This is a genomic window from Streptomyces sp. NPDC002306, assembly GCF_053593435.1.
The window spans coordinates 21,388-37,508 of the sequence record NZ_JBSFCK010000012.1 but is presented as its reverse complement, the minus strand read 5'-3'; the positions used below and the strand labels follow the sequence as shown (position 1 = coordinate 37,508).

Genomic DNA, 16,121 nt, shown 5'->3' with positions numbered 1-16,121 from the left:
CGCACCCCATGGCTCACGCTCCCGCGTCCTACGAAGACATCGCTCGGTCGAGACCCCGCATCCGCAGGGACGTCCTGTTCACCCGGACGCCGTCCGGGGTGCTCTTCCACAACGCCCACGGCGGGTTCAACGTCGTCACCCAGTCCGCCTACCGCTTCGCCACACTGCTCGTGCCCCACCTCGACGGCGAGCGCCGGGTCGAGGAGCTGTGCGCCGGCCTGGGGGACAAGCAGCGCGACATGGTGATCCAACTCGTGCGCGCGCTCTACGCGCGTGGTTTCGTCCGGGACGCCGGGCTCACGCCGCCGTCGGACACCGTGTCACCGCAGGTAGCGAAACGATTCGCCCATCAGCTCGACTACCTCGACCACTACGCCGACGACGCGCCCGGCCGCTTCCAGCGCTTCCGCTCCGGCCCGGTCGCCGTCCTGGGCGACGACGCCCTGGCGCGCTGGGCGGCGCTCGGTCTGCTCCGCAACGGCTGTGCCTCCGTCGCCGTCACCGGACCGGAGGCGCCGTACGAGGTGCTCTCCCACGAACTCCACGGCGTCGAGGGCACGGCAGACCTCGACGCGGAGGCGGCCGCCCTCGCCGAAGCCGGCTGCGCCCCCCGGCTGGTCCGCCTGCCCGCGCCCGCCGCGAGAACCTTCTCCGCCTCGTCGGCCTCCGCGCTCGAAGTCCCGTACGAGGGAGCCCCGTCGGCTGACGGGACGTACGGCTGGCGGGACCTCGACGGCTGGGACACCGTCCTGGTCACCGGTGCGGCCGGGCGCCGTCAGCTGCTGCGGCTGCTCGCCGAGGGCGTGCCCGCGGGACGCCGCCTGCTCGGGGCGTGGACGTTCGGCAACCGTGCCGTCGTCGGCCCGGTGATGACCGCCGGTACCCCCGGCTGCTGGTGCTGCGCCGCCCTGCGGCTCGGCGCGGGCGCCGACGCCGCGGACAGCGCGGAACTGTGGGCCTCCGTCGGCCCCGCCGCCCCGCTCGGCGCCCCCTCGCCCGACCTCGTGGGCCCGCTCGCGGGCATGCTCGGCAACCTCCTCGCCTTCGAGGTCTTCCGCCTCGCCACCGAGGCGCTGCCCGCCGAGACCCGCAACCAGATCGTGGTCCAGGACCTCGACACCCTCGACGTACTGACCGAACCACTGCTGCCACACCCGCGCTGCCCGTACTGCGCGAGCGAGGACGCCGACGACGCCGACGACACCGGCGTGGTCGGGCACACGGGCGCGGCCGAGCACATGGCCGCGGCCGCGGACACCGGCGCGGGCGATGTCACCGGCACGGCCGAGGACACCGCCGCCGTGGAGGTCACCGCCGTGGTCGCGAGCACCGGCGCGGCCGAAGGCCTCGCCGCGGGCGAGGAGACCCACGTCGGCGGACCCGTCGCTCTCACCGGTGCCGTGCTGCGCGCGCCGCACGCCGACGACGAGCCCGCCGGGCTGCCCGCCGACGGAGCCGCCGACGAGGACGCGGCCCGGACCCTGCTCGCGGCACTGGAGGAGCGCGCCGTCCTCGTCCACGAGCGGGCCGGCGTCTTCACCGCGTTCGCCGACGACGACTGGGAGCAGACCCCGCTCAAGGTGAGCACCGTCCGTCTGGGCATCGCGCCCGGCCGGCCGCGCCGGATCTCCGCCGCCGACATCCACACCGTGGCCGGTGCCCGCCTCACCGCGCTGTTCCGTGCCGCGGAGGTCTACGCCGAACACGTCGTCCCGCCCCGGGTGCTCGACGCTCCCGCCCTCGCCGCCGCGGCCGGCAAGTGGACGCGCGTCGCACCCGCCGAACTCGCCGTCTCCACCGGTCTCGACGTCCCGGCGGACCGGGTCGCCCACTGGAGCGAGGCCGTCTCCCTGACCGACGGACGGACCGTGCTGGTGCCGACCGCGGCCGTCCGCACCCTGGGCGGCTGGAACGACCTGGGCCTGTTCGAGCGGAGCTCGGCCGGTACCGGCGCCGCCGGTAGCCCGCGGGCCGCGCTCGCCCGGGCCCTGGCGACCGCGCTCGCCCTCGATGCGCTGCGCGGCGCCGTCCGCCGCACCGCCCCGGTGCCCGCCGTGGACCGGTCCTCCCTCACGGCCGACCCCGAGACGCTCTTCCTGCTGCGCTCGGCGGACAACCTCGGCGTCGGCGTCGGCGTCGACGTCCTCGACCTCACCGCCACCGGCGGTGGTCTGCTGCCGGTCGCCCTGGCCCGCCTCACCGATCCGGAGACCGGGGCGGTGCGCTGGGCGACCGGCAGCGGCCTGCGGCACCGCGACGCCGTACGGGACGCCCTGCGCGACCTGCTCGGCGCCGAGCAACTGCGCCGTGCCGCGGACGACCCCGACCTCGGCGACCCGGTGTGGGCCGACCTGGACGCCACCACCCTCGTCGCCGAGGGTGTCGTACCACTGCCGGAGACCGGCACCACCTGGGCCGCCGTACTCGACGGCCTCGCCGCCGCCGGCCGGGACGCCCTCGCGGTGCCGCTGCCCGCCCCCGACCTCGCGGCCGGCCACCTCCACGCGGCGCGCGTCCTGCTGACCCGCGGAGCGCACCGTGCCGACTGACACCGTGGCAGCGCCACGCGACCGGGCCGCGCCACCGCGACTGGTGCCCGCCGGGCCGTGGGACGAGGTCTGCGCCGTCCTGACCGACGCCCTCGCCGAGCGGGCGACGCGCCATCCCGGCACGCCCCCGGCGGTGGTGGTCCCGCTCGGCGGCCGCGACGAACTGGGCGACGGGACGCCTGAGTTCGCCCCCGGCGCCGTACCGATCGGGCTGTACGGGCACCATGCCGTGATCGGCCCGTCGGCCGTGGACGGCGGGCCGGGCTGCGCGGGGTGTCTGGCCCGCCGCTGGCAGTCGGTACGGGCGGGGTACCTCCGGGACGCCATCGAGCGTGGCGGGGAGATCCGGGCCACCGGCGCCCCGCCGTGGCGGGCCGACTTCGTGGCGGACGCCCTGTCCGCCCTCGTCGCGGCGACGGCCCGGCGGCCGCGCGCCGCCCGCCATCCGTGGGTCTGGCTGCTGGACCTGGAGACGCTGCGCGTCGCCCGGTTCCCGTTGGTGCCGGACGGCGAGTGCCCGTCCTGCGGGGCGCACCCCGACGACACGGCGGAGGGCGCCCGGATCACCCTGGAGTCCAGCCCCAAGCACGCGCCGGACGGTTTCCGGCTGCGCCCGCTGGACGCCTACGACCTGGTGCCGGAGGCGTTCGCCAACCCGGTCACCGGGATGCTCGGCCCGTCCGTCGTACCCGATCTGACGTCCGCCTCGACCTCCTCCACGGTCGGCGCGTTCACCACGCGCTCGGGCGATTACCTGCGGGAGTGCTACTGGGGCGGTCACACCGGGACGTACGGCGCGAGCGTGCGCGTGGGCCTGCTGGAGGGCCTGGAGCGGTACGCCGGAATGCGGGCCCGCGCCAAGCGGACCGTGGTCACCGCCGCGTTCGACGACCTCGGTGACACGGCGGTCGACCCGCGCGTCACCGGTCTTTACTCCGACGCCTTCCACGCCGCCGAACCGGACGCGCCCCGCTTCGCCCCGGACCGCCCGGTGCGGTGGGTGTGGGGCTGGTCGCTGCGCGAGGAACGGCCGGTTCTCGTACCGGAGATCGTCGCGTACTTCCACGCGCCGGGCGGCGTGCGGCGGCGCTTCGTCCAGGAGAGCTCCAACGGCTGTGCCTCCGGCGGCAGTCTCGCCGAGGCCGTCTACCACGGGCTGATGGAGACCGTCGAACGCGACGCGTTCCTGCTCGCCTGGTTCGGCCGGGCCCGGCTGCCCGAGATCGACCCGTCGAGCAGCACCCGGCCGGCCACCCGTGCCATGGTCGACCGGCTGGCGATGTACGGCTATCGGGCACGGTTCTTCGACACCCGCGTCTCCTTCCCGGTGCCGGTGGTGACCGCGGTCGCCGAACGCGTCGACGGCGGACCCGGACTGCTCTGCTTCGGCGCCGGTGCCTCCCTCGATCCGGAGGACGCGCTCGCCGGCGGCCTCTGCGAGATCGCCACCGACTCCGTCAACCTCCGCCGCCGCACCGCCCGCGAGGAGCGCCGGCTGCGCCGCATGGCGGACGACTTCGACGAGGTGCGCGTGCTCCACGACCACCCCCTCCTGTACGGGCTGCCCGAGATGGGCCCGTACACCGACTTCCTGCTGCGCGGCCGGGACGGGACGGACCGGGTGCCGCTGTCCTCGCTCGCCTCCGGGCCCGAAGCCCTGGTTCCCTCGGCCGATCTGCGGGAGGACGTGCGGGCCTGCGTCGGTGCCGTCACGGCGCGGGGGTTCGACGTGGTGGTGGTCGACCAGACCGCCGCCGAACAGCGAGCCCTCGGCTTCCACACGGTCAAGGTCCTCGTGCCCGGTCTGATCCCGATCGACTTCGGCTGGAGCCGGCAGCGCGGCCCCCTGATGCCCCGCGTCCGCACGGCGCTGCGCGAGGCCGGACTGCGCGGCGACGACCTGTCACCGGCCGACCTCAACCCGGCCCCGCACCCGTTCCCTTGACGCTCTGCCGCAGTCGTCCGCCCTCCGGCGCGGGGCACTTCGCTCCCGGCGCCCCACCACAGACAGTCACGAGCAGAAGAGGGAGTGATCGTGGGATACGCCCATGAGTACGCGACCGCGGTGATGCGGCGGGGCCGGGTCCCCATGGAACCGGCCGACTTCGTCCCCGACTGGTCCGACCGCCCGCGCAAGGGCAAGCACTTTCCCGGCGCCCCGTCCGTGCCGCTGCCCGACGGTGGCTGCGCCGAGGAAGCGACCCTGGACCGGGGCCTGTTCGGCCGGTCCGGCACCGGCGCGTTCACCCTGCCGCTGCTCGGCGCGATGCTCCGGGACTCCTACGGTCTGACCGGGCGCAGGCTCGCCGTCCAGGCCAACACCGACCTGGGCTCCCTGCCGTTCTACTCGCACGCGAACTGGTCCCGCGGCACCGCCTCCGGCGGCGGCCTCTACCCCATCGGCGTCCACTGGATCAGCGGCGCGAGCGGCCCGCTGACCCCGGGCGTCCACTACTACGACACCCCGCGCCACCGCTTCACCCGGCTGCTGTCCGGCGACGTGAGCGCGGAGGTCCGCGCGGCTCTCGGCGACCTGCGAGAAGCCGCCGGGACCGACCAGTTCCTCGTTCTCGGCGTGACGTTCTGGCAGAACTCCTTCAAATACAACAGCTTCTGCTACCACGCCGTGACGATGGACATCGGCGCCCTCGTGCAGACCTGGCGCATGTGGGCCCGCGCGCACGGGCTTCACCTCGGCAGCGCCTTCTGGTTCGACGAGCCGCGGCTGGGCCGGCTGCTCGGCCTGGATCCCGAGGACGACGGTGTGTTCGCCGTCGTACCGCTGCGCTGGGCCGGTACCGCCCCGGCCGCGCCGGCGCCGCCGACGCCCCGCGCCGCCGTACGGCGCGTGCCCGACGAGAAGTCCCGCCGGGTGCTGTCCTTCCCGACCCTGCGCCGCATGCACACCGCCACCCTGGACGGCGCCGTCGACCGGCCCGCCCCCGGCGTCCTGGACGGCTCCCTCGCCGCTCCCGCCGCGCCCGGCGACCGCGTCCCGCTCCCGGAGCCCGTGCCGCTGGAGGTCCCCGTACGCCGTGCGCTGCGCGAACGCCGCAGCAGCTTCGGGCGGTTCACGTCCGCCGAGCCGCTCGACGCGGCCCGGCTCTCCACCACGCTGCGGGCCGCGATCGCCGCGGGCACGCTGGACAGCGACGCCGAATCGTCCGGCGGCGCGCCCCTGACCCGGCTGTGCGTGTTCGTCAACCATGTCCGCGACGTACCGCCCGGTCTCTACGAGTACGACCGGGACACCGGCGAGCTGGTGCTGATGAAGGCGGGCGACTACGGCCCCTTCCTCCAGCGGAACTACTTCCTCGCCAACTACAACGTGGAGCAGGCCGCCGCCGTCCTGGTGCCCGTGGCCCGTACCCACGCGGTGCTGGACTCGGTCGGGGACCGCGGGTACCGCCTGGTCAACGCCGTCGTCGGCGCCGTCGCCCAGGCCGTCTACACCGCCGCCTCCGCGGCGGGCACCGGCTGCGGCGTCGCCCTCGGCTTCGACAGCGTCTCCTTCGAGGAGGAACTCGGGCTGGCCGAGCGGGGCGAGATCCCGCTGCTGATCGTGATGATCGGCCACGAACGCCCCCGCTGCGCCGACTACCGCTACGACATCGTCGCGCCGTGACCCGAACCCCCGCGCGGCCCGAGAAGGACCGCGGACCGCGGCACACCCCACACGAAAGGGGGAGGGCGTGAGCCCCACCGTCACCAGCCCGGCCCAGGACCCCACCGTCTCCGATGAGTCCGCGGCCCTGCACGGCCGCTTCATGCTGCGCGTAGCGGGTCTGCCGGCCGACACCGTCGTCGCCCTGCGCACCCCCGAGGCGGCCGACTGGGCCGCCCGCGCAGCCGCCGAGGAGGACCGGCTCGCCGCCCTCGGCGCCGCCCTCAGCGACCCGCTGTCCGCCGTGGTCGGCGCCACCGAGGACGCCGCGCTGCGCCGCCGGCTGCTCGCGCTGCGCCGCAGCGTCTTCAACAACCGTCTGCCGAACGACCTCGACGCCGCCCGCGCCCTGGCCGCCGGCATCGGCGGCGGTACCGGAGCCGACCTCGCGACCTGGCTCGACGCCCGCGTCCGCTGGGCCGCACTGCGCGCCGAGGGCGAGACCGTCCTCGCGGACGGGCTGGCCCGCACCCGCGCCGCCCTGCGCGAACTCGCCCTGGACGACCGGCTGCGCCGGGGCCTGCTGCTCGCCTCGCCCACCCTGGAGGAGCGGCTCGACGCGTTCGCCGCCGACCCCGCCCCCGTACCCGGCAAACGGGCCCGCAAGATGGAGCGCTCCCTGCTCTCCTACGTCTACCGCACCGCGTGCAAGACCAGCCCCTTCAGCACGCTCACCGGTGTCGCCCTCGGCGGTTTCCGGACGGCGGGCGCGGACGACGTACCGGCCGCCACCCGCGTCGGCGACGACTGGACCGGGCACTGCCGGCTCAACGTCGTCGTCCTGACCCGGCTCGCCGAACTCGTCGCCGCCGACCCACGGCGCCGCGCCGATCTGCCGGTGGCCCTCGCCTCCGGATGGAAGCTGGACGACGACCGTGTCCGCTACGTCCAGCGGGCCGTGACCGCGGGCGACGACAGCGCCCCGGTCAGCTTCGACGCCGCTCAGGACCGGCTCCTCTTCCTCCGCCGCCGGGGCACCCTGGACGGCATGCTCGCCCGGCTGCGGGACCACGACGGCACCCTCCGCCACGGCGACCTGGCCCACTGGCTGGCCACCACCACCGGCGCCGACGACGAGGCCGCCGGACACTACCTCACGGCCCTGCTCGACCTCGGCATGCTGCAACTGCCCACCCTCGCCGTAGGAGTTCACGACCGTGAGCCGCTGCGAGCCTTCCAGAACTCCCTGCGCGCACTCGAACGCCCCTGGGCCGACGAGCTCGCCGCACGCCTGGACGGACCGGCCGACGCTCTCGCCCGCTACCCCGCGGCGGACGTCCCCGGCCGCCGCGCCCTGCTCAGCGGCCTCCGCGCCGACCTCCTCGCCCTCCAGAGCGACCTCGGCGCCGAACGGCCCGTGCTGCCGCGGACCCTGGTCTACGAGGACGTGTCCGCCGGCACCACCACCGCCGGCCTCGCCGAGTGGACCGCCCTCGCCGCCGCCCCGCTCCGCTCGATCGGCCGGGTGCTGCCCGCCTTCGACGTCGCGCTGCCCCAACGGCTCACCCTCAAGGGCTTCTTCCTCGCCCGGTTCGGACCCGGCGGACGGTGCGAGGACCTGCTGCGGCTGGTCCACGACTTCCACGAGGACATCTTCCGGCAGTACCTCCAGTTCACCGCGACCAAGGACGACCGCCTCCCCGACGGCAGCCACGCCCCGGAGGAGAACTGGCTCGGCATGCCGGAGATCACCGCCGTCGACCGGGCACGCGCCGCCCTCACCACCCGGATGCGCGCCCTGTGGGCCGAACACCCCGACGGATCCGAGGAGTTCGTCCTCGAGGACGCCGTCGTCGACGAGGTCGCCGAAGCGCTGGGCTCCGCCGCGCCCGCCTTCCAGCCGCACAGCCACTTCCTCCAACTCGCCCGCCGCGACGGCGATCCGCTGGTCGTGCTCAACGACTCCTTCGGCGGCCTGTGTTTCCCCTTCACCCGCTTCACCCACTGCTTCGACGGCACCGAAGGCACCGGCCTGACGGACGCGCTGCGCGAGGAACTGCGCGGACTGCTCCCGCCCGGCGCCGTCTTCGCCGAGATCACCGCCGGCGCGGCCACCACCAACCTCAACCTCCACGGCCGCCTCACCGACCACGAGATCGTCTGCCCCGGTGAGCACAGCGATGCCCCGGAGGAGGCACGGCTGTACCTCGACGATCTCCACGCCGTGCACGACGCCGAAACCGACCGGCTGGTGCTGCGCTCACGGCGCCTGGACCGCGAGGTCGTCCCGCTCTACCTCGGCTACCTCGTCCCCATGGTGCTGCCCGAGATCCCCCGCACCCTGCTGCTGTTCTCGCCGACCGCCCGGTCCGTGCCGGACGTGTGGCGCGGGGTGCCGGCCGGGCCGCAGGACGGGGGTGTCACCCGGCGGCCCCGGGTCCGCCACCACTCCCTCGTGCTCCAGCGGCGCTCCTGGACCGCTGCCGACGGCAGCCTCCCGCTGCGCCTCCCCGACGCCACCGACGGTGAGTGGTATCTCGCCTGGCACCGCTGGCGGGTCCGGCACGGGCTGCCCGCCCGGGTCTTCGCCACCGTCCACGAGGAGAGCTCCGGCGAGGGCGGCGGCTGGTTCGGCGGCTCCAAGCCCCAGTACGTCGACTTCGAGAGCCCGCTCGCCCTCACCGCGCTCGAAGGTCTCCTGGCCGGCCGACGGGCCCGCACCGTCTTCGAGGAGATGCTGCCCGGCGAGAGCGAACTGCACGTCACCTCACCACGCGGCCGGCACGTCGCCGAACTCGCCGTCGAGATGCTGCCCGGCCCAACGGGCTCAACCGGCCAGACCGGCCTCTCCGAAGGGGACCGAACCCGATGACCGCTCCCATCGCTCCTACCGCTCCTACCGCTCCCTCCGCTCCCTCCGCTTCCTCCGCTTCCTCCGCTTCCTCCGCTTCCTCCGCTTCCTCCGTCACCCTGGCCACCGACACCGCCGACGGGCCCGGCGCGCCCGCCGACGACGCCCGGGGCGACTGGCTGGCCGTGCACGTCTTCTACGCCGCCAGCCCCCGCCCGCTGCTCCTGCAGTGCGTCAAGCCGCTGGTGGACGATCTCACCGAGGAGGGCCTGCTCGACGGGTACTTCTTCATCAACTACTGGCTGGAGGGCCCGCACCTGCGGCTGCGCCTGCGCCCCCGGCGGCCCGCCGACGCCCCCGTCGTCCGGGAGCGGACACATGCCGCGCTCGCCGCCTTCCTGCGCGAACGCCCGGCGCTGTACGAGGTGAAGGCGGGCTTCCTCGCCGAGCTCTACGAGACCCTGTTCACCCTGGAGTACACCGAGGACCAGCGCGCCGAGTTCCTCGGCCCCGACGGGCGGATGCGGCTGCGCCCCAACAACACCTTCGAGGACCGGCCCTACGAGCCCGAGTACGGCAAGTACGGCGGCCCGAGCGGCATCGCGCTCGCCGAATGGCACTTCCAGCACTCCAGCGACCTGGTCGTCGAGGCCGCGCGCGGGATGAACCTGCACCTGCGCACCGTGCTCCTCGGGCTCTCCGCCCAGCTGATGATGGTCATGTCCGGCACCTTCCTCAAGGACGACGAGGCTCTGCTCGCCTTCCTCGACCGCTACCACGCCTTCTGGAACGGGGCGTTCGACGGGACGAACTACACCGCGACCCAGGGCTACGACCGCGCCTACACCGAGATGGGCGCGAGCCTTCCCGAGCGCTTCCGGCGCATCCGGGACGCGGTGTCCCGGGGCGAACCGGAGCGACTCCCGGCGTTCCTGCGGGGCTGGGCCGAGCACTGCGCCGAACTGCGCGACCGTGCCGAGGAGTTGACTCAGCGCGGCGAACTGACCTTCCGTGCGTGGGACGGCAGCCGCGACCTGCGCCCCACCGACCCCGCCCACGCGCTGCCCATGCTGCTCTCGCCGTACATGCACATGACCAACAATCGGCTGAGCATGACCATCCGCGACGAGGCCTTCCTCTCCTACGTCCTGGCCCGCGCCCTGCGCGAGGAGACCGCGGGGGACGCGGGGGAGCCGGCCGAGCCGGCCGAGCCGGCCGAGCCGGGCGCCGACGGCCGGGGCGTCGCAGACACGCCGGCCGCCGGCCGCGTGCCGGGAGGGGCGGGGTGAGCACCGGATCGTTCCTCGCCGCCCGGCCGCGTGTACGGGACGACGTCGTGTTCGGCCCCAGTCTGGTGCGCGGCACCGGCCGCATCCATCTGCTGAGGGACCCGCGCACCGGGCGGCGCCTGGAGATCGGCCCCAAGGAGCACTTCATCATCGTCCGGCTCGACGGCAGCCGCAGCCTCGACGAGATCGGCCACGCGTACGCGGACGAGTTCGGCGCCCGGCTCGGCGAGGCCCAGTGGGGGCAGATGCTGCGGCTGCTGCACGGTCGCGGCCTCCTCGACGGCGGCCCCGCACCGGCCGCCGTACCCTCGGCGCCGCCCGCCGCGTCGGCGGCCGGCCACCCGCCGAACGGCATCCTCGCCGGGCGGACCCGGTTGGTCGCCGACGCGCCCGCGCTCATGGACCGGCTGCACCGGGTCACCGCCCCGGCCCGGCGGCCCGCCGTACTGGCCCCGCTCGTCGCGTCGGCCGTCGCGCTGCTCGCCGCCGTCACCGTCCAGGCCGGCACCCTGTGGCGGCAGACCGAGGAGACGGCACGGCAGCCCGTACTGCTGCTCGCCGTCGGCTGCGTCCTGTGGTGCAGCCTCGCCCTCCACGAACTCGCCCACGGCCTGTTCGCACGGGCCTGGGGCGGTCGCGTCACCGAGATCGGGCTGCGCTGGATCCTCGGCGCCACCTACCTCTACTGCGCGGTGGAGGACGTCCAGTTCCTCGGTGGCCGCGGCCGCAAGGTCGCCACCGCCTGCGCCGGAGTCTTCGCCAACCTGCTCTTCCTGGTGCCCTTCTATCCCGTGTGGGCGCTGCTCCCCGCGCAGGCCCAGGCCCGCCCCGCCCTCGGCGCGCTGCTCCTCCTCGGAGTGGTCTCCGCCCTGGCCAACCTGCTGCCGCTGCCACCCCTCGACGGATACCGCGCCCTCGGCCACGCTCTCGGTGTCGCGCAACTGGCCACCGGCAGCCGCGACTTCACGGGTGTCGCGGCGCGCGCCCTGGTCCGCCGCGGTCCCGGCCTCGCCGCCTACCCGCCCCGGCTCCGTGTCCTGTACGGCGGCTTCGCCCTGCTGACCGCCGTACAGAGTGCCGCGCTGCTCGCCCTGTGCGGCGCCGCGTTGCGCGCCGTCCTGCCGGACGACCTCGCGGCCCTGGCCTGGTGGCTGCCCGTCGCCCTGCTCGCCGCCGTACTGCTCCTGTGGGCACTCGGCTCGTACGGCCGTTCCCGGCGTACCGAGCCTTCCGCGCCCGCCGGGCCCACCCCCACGACCCCGTCCGCCGGACGTGCCCCCGCCTCCTCCCCGCGGCGCCCGGGCACCAGTGCCGCACCCCCCACCGCCACGCCGGGGCAGCCCGCCCCGGCGACGGGCACCGGACCGCTCCCGCATGTCCCGGGCCCACGGAACCACCCTAGGAAAGAGGCGATGAGCGCACCCGAAAGCAAGACCGAGTCCGTCCTCGGCAAGACCGGGTCCGGCCCCGGCAAGTCGGAGCTCGTCCCCGGGTCCGTCACCGGGAAGACCGGGTCCGCCCCGAGGTCCGTACCTAGCGAGGCCGGCACCGCGTCCGGCACCGGTCCCCGGACGGTCATCGCCGTGCACGGCGTCACCAAGCGGTACGGGGCGGTGACGGCTCTGGACGATGTCAGCCTCGACGTACGGCACGGTGAGTTCTTCGGCATCCTCGGCCCCAACGGCGCGGGCAAGACCACCCTCGTGGAGATCGTCGGGGGTATGCGTGAAGCCGACTCCGGCACCGTGACCGTCTTCGGGCAGAGCCCCTGGCCGCGCGACACCGGGCTGCTGGCCCGGATCGGGGTCCAGACACAGGCGTCGGCGTTCTTCGCCCGCCTCACCGCCGGCGAGCATCTGCGCACGGTCGCCGCCCTGTACGGCATGGACCCGGCCGCCGCGACCACCGCACTGGAGCGCGTCAGCCTCACCGAGAAGGAGAACGCCCGCATCGACCACCTCTCCGGCGGTCAGCGCCAGCGTCTCGCCGTCGCCACCGCGCTGCTGCACGAACCCGAACTGATCTTCCTGGACGAGCCGACGGCCGCCCTCGATCCGGAGGCCCGGCGCGAACTGTGGGACGTGCTGCGCTCGTTGCGCGCGGAGGGACGCACGATCATCTACACCACTCACTATCTGGAGGAGGCGGAGGCGCTCTGCGACCGGGTGGCGATCGTCGCCGGCGGCCGGGTCGTGGCGCTCGACACTCCCCGCAACCTCATCCGCTCCCTCGCCGCCCCCACCAGGCTGCTCGTCCCCGCCGCCGGCCTCTCACCCAAGGCGGCGCTCGCGGTGGAGGGCGTGGACCGGGTCAGCGTCGAGGGCGACGACCTGGCCCTGGAGACGACCGTCCCCAGCCGCGTCCTCACCGCCCTCGGGGCCCTCGTGGACATCGACACGGTCACCGTCCGCACTCCCACTCTCGAAGACGCCTACCTGACGCTGACCGGCACCGGATCGGAGCACCACCGTTGAGCGCCTACGCCGCACTGACGAGGGCCACATACGTCGCGAGCGTGCGCGACAGGACGACCCTCTTCTTCAGCTTCGCCTTCCCGCTCGCCTTCCTGGTCCTGTTCGGCCTCATCTTCCAGGGCCAGCAGGTCGACGGCGGGATGTCGTCCATCAACTACATCGCCCCGGGCGTGCTCTCCTGGGGTGTGGGCAACGCGGCGGTGTTCTCCGTAGGCTTCGCCCTGATGCAGTGGCGCCGGGACGACCTGCTCCGCCTCATCTGGCGGACCCCGACCCCGCTGCGTACCCTGCTCGCCTCCCGCTGGACCGTGGCGCTGGGCGTCGCCCTCGTACAGACGGTGCTCTTCACCGCTGTCGCCCTGCTGCCGTTCTTCGGCCTCCAGCTCAACGGCCCCTGGTGGGCGGCCGTTCCGCTCCTGGTGCTGGGCGTCACCGCGTTCCTCGCCATGGGACTGGTCGTCGGCAGCGTCGCCGACACCCCGGAGGCGGTCGCGGCCATCGCCAACATCGTGATGGTGCCCATGGCCTTCCTGTCCGGCTCGTTCTTCCCCGACGACCTCATGCCCGGCTGGCTGCGCACCGTCGCCAAGGTCCTGCCGCTGCACTACCTCAACGACGGGCTCACCGACGCCTTCGGCGGCCGTGGGGACCTCGGCGACATCGCCGTGGACTGCGCGGGACTCGCCGTGTTCACGCTGGTCTTCGGGCTGATCGCCACCCGGATCTTCCGCTGGAGCAACCGGCCATGACCACCGTCACCGCCCCCGCCCCCGCCGTCCCGCCCCTGGAGGCCGCCCGCGCGGACCTCCAGTCCCGACTGGCGGCCCGTGCCGCGACGGCCGGCCTGCCCGCACCGGCCGTCTCCCGCGTCGGCGACGCCAACGTCCTCGGCCACACGCCCGACGTCCTCGGCCGGCCGCCCACCGGGCCCGCGCCCGTGCCTGGGCACGCGTCCACGGCAACGGCCACCGCACCCCGGGAAGGGGAGGCGGCGCCGCCGAGCGCCGCCGCCGTCCATCTCACCGCTCAGGCCGTACTGCTCGGCCCCTGGGGCGGTGCCCCCGAGGCGGGTCCCGCCTGTGGGACCTGCCTGGCCATGCGCCGGCAGCGGCTGCGCACCCGCACCGAGCGCGAGGCCCTGGAGACCGGCACGGAGACCACCGCGACCGGCCCGTGGCCCGTGCTGCCGGACCACACCGTGGACGCCGTATGGTCCCTGCACCGTCTGATCGCCACCGGCGCCGCACGGCACACCGCCGAGGGCGCCGACAGCGCACTGCCCCGCATCACCGAACTCGACCTGGAGACCCTCCGGGTGCGCACCTTCCCGCTGGTGCCCGAGCCGATGTGCCCGTACTGCCGTCCCTTCACCGACGAGGCCGCCCGGCAGGCCGCCGAGGAGGCCGCCCCGGCGCCACCCTCCTCCCGCCCGAAACCGCACCCGGACGCCTACCGGCTGCGCGGCCCCGCCGACTACCCCCTGCCGGTCAAGGGCCTCGCCAACCCGGTGTGCGGGGTGCTCGGCAGTGGCACCTGGATCGACGTCACCTCGCCCACGACCGCCCCCGTCGCCGGCAGCGTCTTCATGCGCGGCTACGCCGGACTCACCGACGTCACCTGGAGCGGCCAGGCCAACTCCTACGCGAGCAGCCGCGATCTCGCGTTCCTGGAAGGACTGGAACGGTACGCGGGCACCCACCGCCGTCACCGTGCCCCCGTCGTCACCGCCTCCCTCGACGAGCTCGGCGACCGGGCCCTCGACCCCCGCGTCTGCGGACTCTACGGACCCCGCACCTACGCCGAGGACCCGATGGTCGAGCCCTTCGACCCGGCCAGGCCGCTGCCGTGGGTCACGGGCTGGTCGCTGCGCGACGCGCGTCCGGTGTACGTCCCGGCCCGGCTGGTGTACTACAGCGCGGGCACCCGCGAGGACAACTTCGTCTTCGAGTGCTCCAACGGCTGTGCCACCGGCGGGACATGGGAGGAAGCCGTCCTCTTCGGCCTCCTGGAGCTGATCGAGCGGGACGCCTTCCTGCTCGGCTGGTACGGCGACCTGTCCCTGCCGGAGATCGACCTGGCCTCGGTCCGTGGTCCGAAGGTACGGGCGATGGTGGCACGGGCCGCGCTCCAGGGCTACGACGTCCACGTCTTCGACAACCGGGTGGATCTGCCGGTACCCGTCGTCACCGGCCTCGCGGTGCGCCGCGACGACGGGCCGGGAACACTGGCGTTCGCGGCCGGCGCCTCCTTCGACCCGGAGACGGCCGTCGAGTCCGCCGTCTCCGAGATCCTCACCTACATCCCGCACCTGCCCGGCCAGGTCGCCGAACGGCCCGCCGAACTCGCCGCCATGACAAGAGACTTCGACCTGGTCAAGCGGCTGCCGGACCACGCGGCGCTGTTCGGGCTGCCCGCGATGCGCCGACACGCCGCGAGCTACCTCGCCCCGTCCCGTGTCGGTTCCCTCGCCGAGCTGTTCGCCGGCTGGGAGGAGGGCCGGCCGCGCTCCGAGGACCTCCGGGACGACCTGCTTCTCCTGTGCGACCTGCTCGGCGGCGCCGGGTGCGACGTCATCGCCGTCGATCAGACCACGCCGGAGCAGCGTCGGATGGGGCTGCGTACGGTGGCCACGCTCGCCCCCGGACTGCTGCCGATCGACTTCGGCTGGCTGCGGCAGCGCGCTCTGCACCTGCCGCGCCTGCGGACCGCGCCCCACCGCGCCGGTCTGGTCCCGGCGCCGCTGCGGGAGGAGGACCTGCGACGGGTGCCCCACCCGTTCCCGTGAGCCGTCGAACCCCGGCGCAGGGTGCGGAGTTCGACGCGTGCGACGGGGGCGAGTCCCGTACGCCGAGCCCTGGTGTCGGACGTGGAACGCGGGCGGTCCCCGGTGCGCACGCGCGCGCCGTGGACCGCCGATCCCGACGAAGGACGTCAGGCGGTGCAGGAGGTGGTGCTGGTGGTGCTGGAGCAGGTGCTGGTGGAGGAACAGCTCGTGGAGGAGCCGAGCATGACCTCGCTGGCGTCCGAGTAGTCGGTGATCTCGAAGGTCTCCGACTCGAGGTCCAGGATCTCCTGGGCGAGGGAGGCGAGGGTGTTGTCAGCCATGGTGTCTCCTTGTGAGTCCGGGGACCGGCCGCCGGCCGGGAAAGCCCCGGCCGGCGATGCGCTGAACCTGCCGGAGGCCAAGACCTCGGGCTCCACCTTTCTACGCGGCACCGACGTCAGTCCCCTGGCTCTCCGCTGTCACCCCGCTGACACCCCCGCACCCACCGGTCCCCGATGCCCCGCGTCACCGCGCTACTCAAGTCCGCCCCGTCATGCGCCATTTCGCCGCGTGCCGAGTGCCGCCCGTCA

9 protein-coding genes are annotated in these 16,121 nt (G+C 74.5%); 8 read left to right on the top strand and 1 reads right to left on the bottom strand.

The window, feature by feature from the left end; genetic code table 11:
• Nucleotides 1-8: 8 nt before the first annotated feature.
• The 8 genes from ACWCQK_RS23560 (at nucleotide 9) to ACWCQK_RS23525 (ending at nucleotide 15,552) form a co-directional block, all read left to right on the top strand.
• Nucleotides 9-2,549: a TOMM precursor leader peptide-binding protein gene (locus ACWCQK_RS23560; RefSeq protein WP_451157893.1), complete on the top strand. Its 2,541-nt coding sequence runs from the start codon at nucleotides 9-11 to the stop codon at nucleotides 2,547-2,549.
• On the top strand, nucleotides 2,539-4,494 hold the full coding sequence (locus ACWCQK_RS23555; protein ID WP_451157891.1) for a TOMM precursor leader peptide-binding protein: 1,956 nt from the start codon (nucleotides 2,539-2,541) through the stop codon (nucleotides 4,492-4,494). The genes ACWCQK_RS23560 and ACWCQK_RS23555 overlap by 11 nt, the downstream gene beginning before the upstream one ends.
• 90 nt (nucleotides 4,495-4,584) lie before the next feature.
• Nucleotides 4,585-6,174 carry a nitroreductase family protein gene (locus ACWCQK_RS23550; protein WP_451157889.1) on the top strand — a complete coding sequence of 530 codons (1,590 nt, stop codon included), beginning with the start codon at nucleotides 4,585-4,587 and terminating at the stop codon, nucleotides 6,172-6,174.
• 67 nt (nucleotides 6,175-6,241) lie between these two features.
• Nucleotides 6,242-9,025 carry a lantibiotic dehydratase gene (locus ACWCQK_RS23545; protein ID WP_451157887.1) on the top strand — a complete coding sequence of 928 codons (2,784 nt, stop codon included), beginning with the start codon at nucleotides 6,242-6,244 and terminating at the stop codon, nucleotides 9,023-9,025.
• On the top strand, nucleotides 9,022-10,293 hold the full coding sequence (locus tag ACWCQK_RS23540; protein WP_451157885.1) for a lantibiotic dehydratase C-terminal domain-containing protein: 1,272 nt from the start codon (nucleotides 9,022-9,024) through the stop codon (nucleotides 10,291-10,293). The genes ACWCQK_RS23545 and ACWCQK_RS23540 overlap by 4 nt, the downstream gene beginning before the upstream one ends.
• A 1,577-nt stretch (nucleotides 10,294-11,870) precedes the next feature.
• Entirely contained in the window at nucleotides 11,871-12,767 is an 897-nt protein-coding gene (locus tag ACWCQK_RS23535) for an ABC transporter ATP-binding protein (RefSeq protein WP_451158219.1), read from the top strand.
• A complete protein-coding gene (locus ACWCQK_RS23530) occupies nucleotides 12,764-13,516 on the top strand; it encodes an ABC transporter permease (RefSeq protein ID WP_451157883.1) in 753 nt (250 codons plus the stop codon). Before ACWCQK_RS23535 ends, ACWCQK_RS23530 begins: the two co-directional genes overlap by 4 nt.
• Entirely contained in the window at nucleotides 13,513-15,552 is a 2,040-nt protein-coding gene (locus tag ACWCQK_RS23525; RefSeq protein WP_451157881.1) for a TOMM precursor leader peptide-binding protein, read from the top strand. The genes ACWCQK_RS23530 and ACWCQK_RS23525 overlap by 4 nt, the downstream gene beginning before the upstream one ends.
• Nucleotides 15,553-15,698: 146 nt before the next feature.
• On the opposite strand, the gene ACWCQK_RS23520 is transcribed toward ACWCQK_RS23525, so the two are convergent.
• Nucleotides 15,699-15,872 carry a thiazolylpeptide-type bacteriocin gene (locus ACWCQK_RS23520; RefSeq protein ID WP_031179489.1) on the bottom strand — a complete coding sequence of 58 codons (174 nt, stop codon included), beginning with the start codon at nucleotides 15,870-15,872 and terminating at the stop codon, nucleotides 15,699-15,701.
• Between the last annotated feature and the right edge of the window lie 249 nt (nucleotides 15,873-16,121).